At 56.4% G+C, this 6,301-nt stretch carries 8 protein-coding genes; 3 read left to right on the forward strand and 5 right to left on the reverse strand.

The window, feature by feature from the left end:
• Window positions 1-7: 7 nt before the first annotated feature.
• The 3 genes from NW834_RS06345 to NW834_RS06355 form a co-directional block, all read right to left on the reverse strand.
• Window positions 8-835, reverse strand: a complete 828-nt coding sequence (locus NW834_RS06345; RefSeq protein ID WP_414419083.1) for a cell division protein FtsQ/DivIB — start codon at window positions 833-835, stop codon at window positions 8-10.
• Window positions 836-892: 57 nt separating this feature from the next.
• A complete protein-coding gene (locus tag NW834_RS06350) occupies window positions 893-1,111 on the reverse strand; it encodes an NAD(P)H-quinone oxidoreductase subunit O (protein ID WP_011433398.1) in 219 nt (72 codons plus the stop codon).
• A gap of 129 nt (window positions 1,112-1,240) precedes the next feature.
• Window positions 1,241-1,723 (reverse strand): hypothetical protein, encoded by a 483-nt coding sequence (locus NW834_RS06355; RefSeq protein WP_414419082.1) that lies wholly within the window; start codon window positions 1,721-1,723, stop codon window positions 1,241-1,243.
• A gap of 1,515 nt (window positions 1,724-3,238) precedes the next feature.
• Here NW834_RS06355 and petE point away from each other — a divergent pair.
• Entirely contained in the window at window positions 3,239-3,649 is a 411-nt protein-coding gene (gene petE, locus NW834_RS06360; RefSeq protein WP_011433401.1) for a plastocyanin, read from the forward strand.
• A gap of 183 nt (window positions 3,650-3,832) precedes the next feature.
• Window positions 3,833-4,063 carry a hypothetical protein gene (locus tag NW834_RS06365; protein ID WP_011433402.1) on the forward strand — a complete coding sequence of 77 codons (231 nt, stop codon included), beginning with the start codon at window positions 3,833-3,835 and terminating at the stop codon, window positions 4,061-4,063.
• A 36-nt stretch (window positions 4,064-4,099) separates the two neighbouring features.
• On the opposite strand, the gene NW834_RS06370 is transcribed toward NW834_RS06365, so the two are convergent.
• Window positions 4,100-4,312, reverse strand: a complete 213-nt coding sequence (locus NW834_RS06370) for a DUF2997 domain-containing protein (protein WP_011433403.1) — start codon at window positions 4,310-4,312, stop codon at window positions 4,100-4,102.
• A gap of 88 nt (window positions 4,313-4,400) precedes the next feature.
• Between NW834_RS06370 and NW834_RS06375 the strand changes: the two genes are divergently transcribed.
• Complete coding sequence (locus NW834_RS06375) at window positions 4,401-5,450, forward strand: potassium channel family protein (RefSeq protein ID WP_414328833.1); 1,050 nt, start codon at window positions 4,401-4,403, stop codon at window positions 5,448-5,450.
• Between the two features lie 23 nt (window positions 5,451-5,473).
• On the opposite strand, the gene NW834_RS06380 is transcribed toward NW834_RS06375, so the two are convergent.
• Complete coding sequence (locus NW834_RS06380; RefSeq protein WP_414419081.1) at window positions 5,474-6,142, reverse strand: PHP domain-containing protein; 669 nt, start codon at window positions 6,140-6,142, stop codon at window positions 5,474-5,476.
• Window positions 6,143-6,301 lie beyond the last annotated feature (159 nt).

Below are 6,301 nucleotides of genomic sequence, written 5' to 3' on the forward strand. Positions count from 1 at the left end.
AGCAAAGCTAGGGCATCCGCACGTCTTTCCAGCGCTCCTGGGTGGCCGTGGGGGTAAGTTGCAAGGTGGGCACACTGGGGCTGGTCAGGTCAATGTGGACGATGTCGTCGGGCGTACACTCGCAGTAGCGGCGCAGATCCCGCATTTGGTTGAGGGTCTGAATTTGCAAGGGCAAGCGGTCGGAAATCGGCCCCAGGTAGACGTTGCCCAGCTCAGTATGCAGGGTAATTCCCGCTCCAGATTGCCAATCCACTGCCCTGATCTGAATTTCAGACTGCTGTAAAGCCCTGAGCAACAGCGCCCATTGCTCTGGGGTGTGGTTCTCCCAGCCCAGCAGCTCCAGCTCAGGCCAAGACGCGGGGGAACGGTAGGGATCCGGAGACAGCCAGTTGCCTTGGACATCCACCCAGCCCAGTTGGTTGCCCCATCGCGCGCGCGCCACAGGTTGCCGTTCCCGCACCTGGACGATGACACCCACCGGCAGCAGCCGCCGCTGCACCTGGACGCTTTCGATGGGAGAGGGGCGGGTCGGGGATCCCAGCAAAGCCCTTTCCAAAACAGCCGGTTGCACCTGCCAAATGTTGAGGGGATACTGCAGGGGCAATTGTGCCCGTATCCAGGCGGGATCGACCCAGTGGGCACCCTTTACCTGAATCTGTTCTGGCTGACGAATTTGCCAGTGGGGCTGCCGTAGGCCCAGCACCAGCAGCGCCAAGAGGGTCATCGAACCGGTCAGGCGCCAGGATCCCTGCCAGAATCGGCTGCGCCGTTGCCGACGCAAAAGCTGCCTACGCTGCAGGATTTGTTCACGGTTGGGAGCAGCCAGGAGTGCCATGGATCCCCCTTCACCCCATCACGGGGTATGCAGATGGGGAACATTCCGTGCTTCTACTCAACCCGCCATCTCCTGAACCTGATCCGCCCGCAGCCAAACCGTAGGGGTGGGAACAGCCCCAAACTTAATCTGCAGGTAGTCACCTTTGATATCCACGACTTCTCCGGGGGTCTCGAAAACGTAGTTGGGAATAAAAGGATCGCTTGCCTGCGCTTCTAAGCTACCCTCCAGTTTCTCGCGGATAGCCCGCACCAAGGTGCCTCGCTTAATCGCCATTGCTCCTCCTCAGTTCAGTCGCAGATTAGCCGGTTCGATAGCAGTTGTATCACGCCTGTCGCTGCTGCGAAGAGGAAAGCTGGGATCCAGCCTCTGGTTGGCTCTGACAGGGATCAACCTGAGTTTGGCTTATTTGCGTTTTAGGCTGCGGGCCATATTGCGGAAGGTATCCATGTCCGATCCCCCTTGACGGCGTGGGCTTACTCCGCTGCTGCTTGAAGCGGAGGATCCCTGCTCAGCAGCAGTTTCAGGAGTTTTGGCTGCCTCTGCGGACAACTTAACTTTACCGAGGGAAGAGACCTGCTCCACCACCTCCACCTTCTCCTTGCTGCCGAAATCCTGGAAGGTGTGCTTCACGATCCTGGGGGTGCGCATATACTCGATGTTGCCAAGGGTTTTGGCTTCATCTGGGTCGAGAAAAAAAGTATTGTCGTTTTTCGCTTTCTTTGGGGTTGGCTTAGCAACAGTTTCCGGTGAGGACGTGGCCGCAGCTTTGCCGCGCGAGCCGAACAAGCGCTTGAAGATGCCTACCATGGTCGTTTTGCCTGCAATGGGAAGGAAGTTGAGCCGAACCCTGGGCGGGCCAGCTGCCCTCGACAAGGTGAAGGCCAAGCCCGGTCATGAAATAATGTTAAGCCAACTGAGAGCGCCGTGCCCCCTTGGCAGAAGGTTTTCTGGGCCAAGTGCTTGTGGCTGCTCTGACCAGTTTGAGTTCCCCTGCTCTCCGGCCTGCTGGGCGACTGTCCTCACCCCTTTTCCCAAAACGAGAGAGCTGACCTGGGAGGATTAGACCGCCTTACGGAAGCCATCATCCAGGGGATTGTTCAGAACTAGCTCTGTAGACTCCGCACGCAGTTTAATATGACCTGCAGGTTTTTCAGCCCTAAGGCTTTGGACGAACGGGATCCCTGCCCCACAGAAGCTGCATTGCGCATTGCTAAATACAATCACTTTAAGCACACTTTAAGCAGGAAGGAGACTTTTCCGTCTGTGTTGCTTCCTAGCTCCTCTCTCCCTATGGGAGAGGGGTTGGGGGTGGTTGCGGAAGCGGCGCAGAGCGTTTGGACGGCACTGCGTAGCAATTAGTAAAGTGTCTTAATCTAACTTGAAATGACTATGTGATGATGTAGTGAATAGAGTTGTCTCAATCCAGCCAGACTAAAATCGTCGGCTTATGCCCAGCTCCTCTCTTCTAGAGAGACCTCAGGTGTGCTGTTCCAGCCAGCAGTGACTATACGGACATACAACGAAATAAGAAGCCCAAAAATCACTCTAGCCCCAGGCAAGCACAAACCATAGTAGCAGCTGTGCCCCTAGAGCGGCCTGCCAAGAAAACCTTGCTACCGAGCTTGTGAGGTGTAGTGCACTTCAACCCTGAGAGGAGCGCCCAGGTTCAAGGCAGTGCCAATACACCGGGCCAAGATTTGAATGTTAAGCCGCTGATCCGTCGATTCTAAACTTGTTGCAAGCCGACTCTTGCTTGGACCAACTACGGGTGAACGCTGTACGCTCATCTTAACAGACTCCCTATTTTGGTGAGGGCTGAACAACCAACTGACTTTCAGGTGATGTTATTGAGGAATCTCAAAGGAATACCGACCAGCAGCATCCAAGAACCTGCTCTTTGAGATTAGGATGATTTGCCCTTCTTGTGCATCGACAACCCTACGGATTTGTTAGGCAAGACACTCTTGGACTTTAAGGGATCCCACGGAAAAAGAATCTCTACTTTGCGAAACTTTGCGAAGCACTTTTGGGTAGAGATGAGGACGACCCGGAAAACTGGCTCTCGGTTCCCTGCGCACGCTCGCCAACTGCCAAGATGCTCTACCCCAAGTGGTTGGGGATCCAGCCGCATCGGGTTGCCCAGCAGAAGTGTTGCCATAGACCCGCGAGAGAGTTCTGCTGTTTGACAGGTTCGGTCTGCTGTGGTCTTCTGTAAAGAATGGATGTTGCCGCTCCATGGGTGGGCATGCTCTATTTTGGGATGAGCCCCCTTATAATGAACATTAGGAATCCAAGTGTCCTTGCTGTCCCTCCGCCTGGCTGGGTTCTCTTCACTGCATACAAGGGAACAACCGAGCCGCAAAGTCCGGGATAGCTGCTGTTGCGTTTTGAGAGGAATCCATGTCTCTAGTTTTTAACCTGGTGAAGCGTTTGCAGCTCATCCTGCTCAGCCTTGTGGTTGGGGGATTGGCTGTGGCGTTCTTGTCCAACCCTGCTGCTGCCGAGACCTACATTGTCAAAATGGGATCTGACAAGGCCCAGTTGGTCTACGATCCGCCTTCTCTCACCATCAACCAAGGGGATACCGTTCAGTGGGTGAACAACAAGGTCTACCCCCACAATGTTGTCTTCGACAAGGTGCCCGGTGGAGATGCGGCTCTGGCCGCCAAGCTCTCCCACAAGGCACTGCTCACTGCTCCTAAGCAGGTGGTGGAGTCGGCTTTTGTTGATGTTCCTCCAGGTGAGTACACCTACTACTGCACGCCCCACCGTGGGGCCGGAATGGTCGGCAAGATCATCGTGAACGGCTAAATCCACACCCTAGGTGCTGAACTTCTAGGGATCCCACTTTTGGTTTTGCCTTGCTGGACAGGGATCCTTGCTCTTAGCATGAAAGGTAGCCCTCTCAGGAGTGGGAGGGCTTTTTGGTGAATGAATACGCATTCGACCGGCTTGCCCTGTACTGCGCAAGTGTAGTTCTCAAACGGGTTCTCTATGACCACCAGCGTTAAAGGTTACCTGCTCTTGGCCGTTTCCTGCCTCAGCGCCATTGCTGCTGTTGGCTCAATTTTCGAGTTGGCTTCTGGCGAGCCGGATTTTGGCGTCGGCCCCACCAGCATCATCTTGGTTGTCGCTGCTCCATTGGCTGTTTGGCTGTTTCAGGCTGCGGTTGGAGCGGCACGGGCCGGCAATACGGCCGGAAAGGGGAGCAAAAAGAAAAAGTGAGAAGATGGTGAGAACCCTAGGCAAATGGATATGGAGTCAGCGGGTTTGCTTCAAAGAGACTTCTGACTCCCTCTCGATTTCAGTCAGTTGGTGAAACTCCGGCAAGAGCTCCCGTTTCTGCACGGTTCCGAGAGCCGATTCCAAGCCGGCGGTAGCTAGGGTACAACTGGAGCCAGAACCATTCAGTACGGTCTCGGTGACCTGTCCGTTTTTGTCGATCCGATATTCCACTTTGATGTATTCAGGCATCCGCACTCCACTTGTTACCGAACAACAACGGGTTCTTCCCCATTCTAGTTCTTGCTTCCTTTTCCTGGGCTAGATCTGGCTGGGCTCTATGGCTTCTGCTCGTCCCCTCTTCCAGGCTGCCAAAAAGGATCCCGGGATCCGGCGAGACCTCGGCTTGGGTGTGGGGGCATTGGTGTGTGTGGTGCTGATCGGCACCCTCTGGTACCACGGGGTGGAGCAGTGGCCGTGGGTGGAGGCTTTTTACATGACCGTTATCACCCTAACCACCGTGGGCTTCATGGAGGTGGGGCCGCTGGGGGAGCGGGGGCGTTTGTTTACGGTGGCCTTGATCCTGATGGGGGTCTTGAGCATTGGGTTCATGGTGAATCGCTTTACAGAGGCCCTCATCCAGGGACATTTTCAGGAAGGGATCCGGCAGCGGAAATGGAAGAAACAGATGGAAGCGCTGAACAACCACTACATCATTTGCGGTTTCGGGCGCATTGGGCGGCAGGTGGCTCAAGAGTTTCGAGCAGAAGGGGTGCCATTTTTGGTGATCGATCAGTCTGCCGAGGCCATTCAGGTGGCTCAAGAGCTGGGATACGTGGCCCTCCAGGGGGATAGTACTCTGGATGCCACTTTGCTGGAAGCGCGGGTGCAACAGGCGGAGGGACTGATTGCCGCCCTATCTTCCGATGCCGAGAACCTGTACGTGGTCTTGTCGGCCCGCACCTTGAACCCCCGCATTCGCACCATTGCCCGCGCCAATACGGAGGAGGCTTTGCAAAAACTACAGCGGGCGGGCGTTGCCCATGCCATTTCTCCCTACATCACGGGCGGAAAACGCATGGCGGCGGCTGCCTTACGCCCCCGGGTTGTGGACTTTGTGGATGGCATCCTTGTCGGTCGGGATCGCACTTTCTACCTGGAGGAGTACGAGCTGGCAGCCCAAGAATGTCCTTATGTCGGGCAAACCCTACGGAAAGCCGATTTGCGCAACCGATCCGGAGCTTTGGTGGTGGCGATTCGACGGGCGGATGGCCAGTTGATTGGTGGCCCCAGCGGAGAAACCCTGTTGCAGCCGGGGGATCTGCTGTTGTGCATGGGCACCGCAGAGCAGTTGCGCCGGCTTGGTCAGCTGCTCTATCCACGCCCGTAGCAGCTTGTTCTGGGTAGCCTGGCTCAAATCCGCCTCAGGATACTGGGGCCGTGAGAGTCGGTGCCGCAGGTTTTCAAAAGTCCGTAGGCCTCGGCCAACTCTTCCGCTTTCTCCGTCACTTCTGGGCTAGGGATCCAAATCTCCGGGTTTTTGTAGGCGTAGTAGACCTCAAGGCCATCTATTCCCAACTCCGCTGCTGCTGGGACAATTTCCTCTGCAGGCAGGCAATAGCGAAAGGGATGGGCCAACACCGCTAAGCCTCCCGCTGCATGAATGGCCTGAATGCCGTCGGCGGCGGGCAAGCCGGGAACCTGCTCCCCTTGGGCAAAGGGATCCAGGACACCATCGGTGGGATCGAAGCCGTAGCCCAGAATATGCACTTCACAGCCCAACAGGTTGGCTGTGATCTCGATCCCCGGCCACAGGATGGGGTCGTCGGGACGATCCAGGTGGGCGCGGGCTCGCTCGTAGCCCTTCAGGGTGTGGTGATCGGTGATGGCCAGTCCCTTCAGACCGTGCCGGCGTGCTTGCTCCGCCAGATCCACGGGATCCATCTGCCCATCCGAACAACGAGTGTGTAGGTGAAAGTTGTACTGCAAGGGACAAGAACGAGGGCCAACCCCCTGTAGCACCTGCCGCAACTCCCCAGCAGAAGGCACCACGCAGGGATCCCGTTCCAAGCTGACAACCATAGCCACCCTTGGGTTCTGAAGTTTTATTAAGCATGTCCCCCCATTGTAGCCAGGGGCAAGGGTCAGTGCTATGGGTCAAAGACTAGTAAACTACCCGACCCTGACTGCTTCGCAGTACAGGGCGGGCTTAAGGCCTCCGGCCCGCTGGCGCGAACGGTA

Source organism: Synechococcus sp. R60.1, assembly GCF_047461835.1.
Lineage (GTDB): Bacteria > Cyanobacteriota > Cyanobacteriia > Thermostichales > Thermostichaceae > Thermostichus.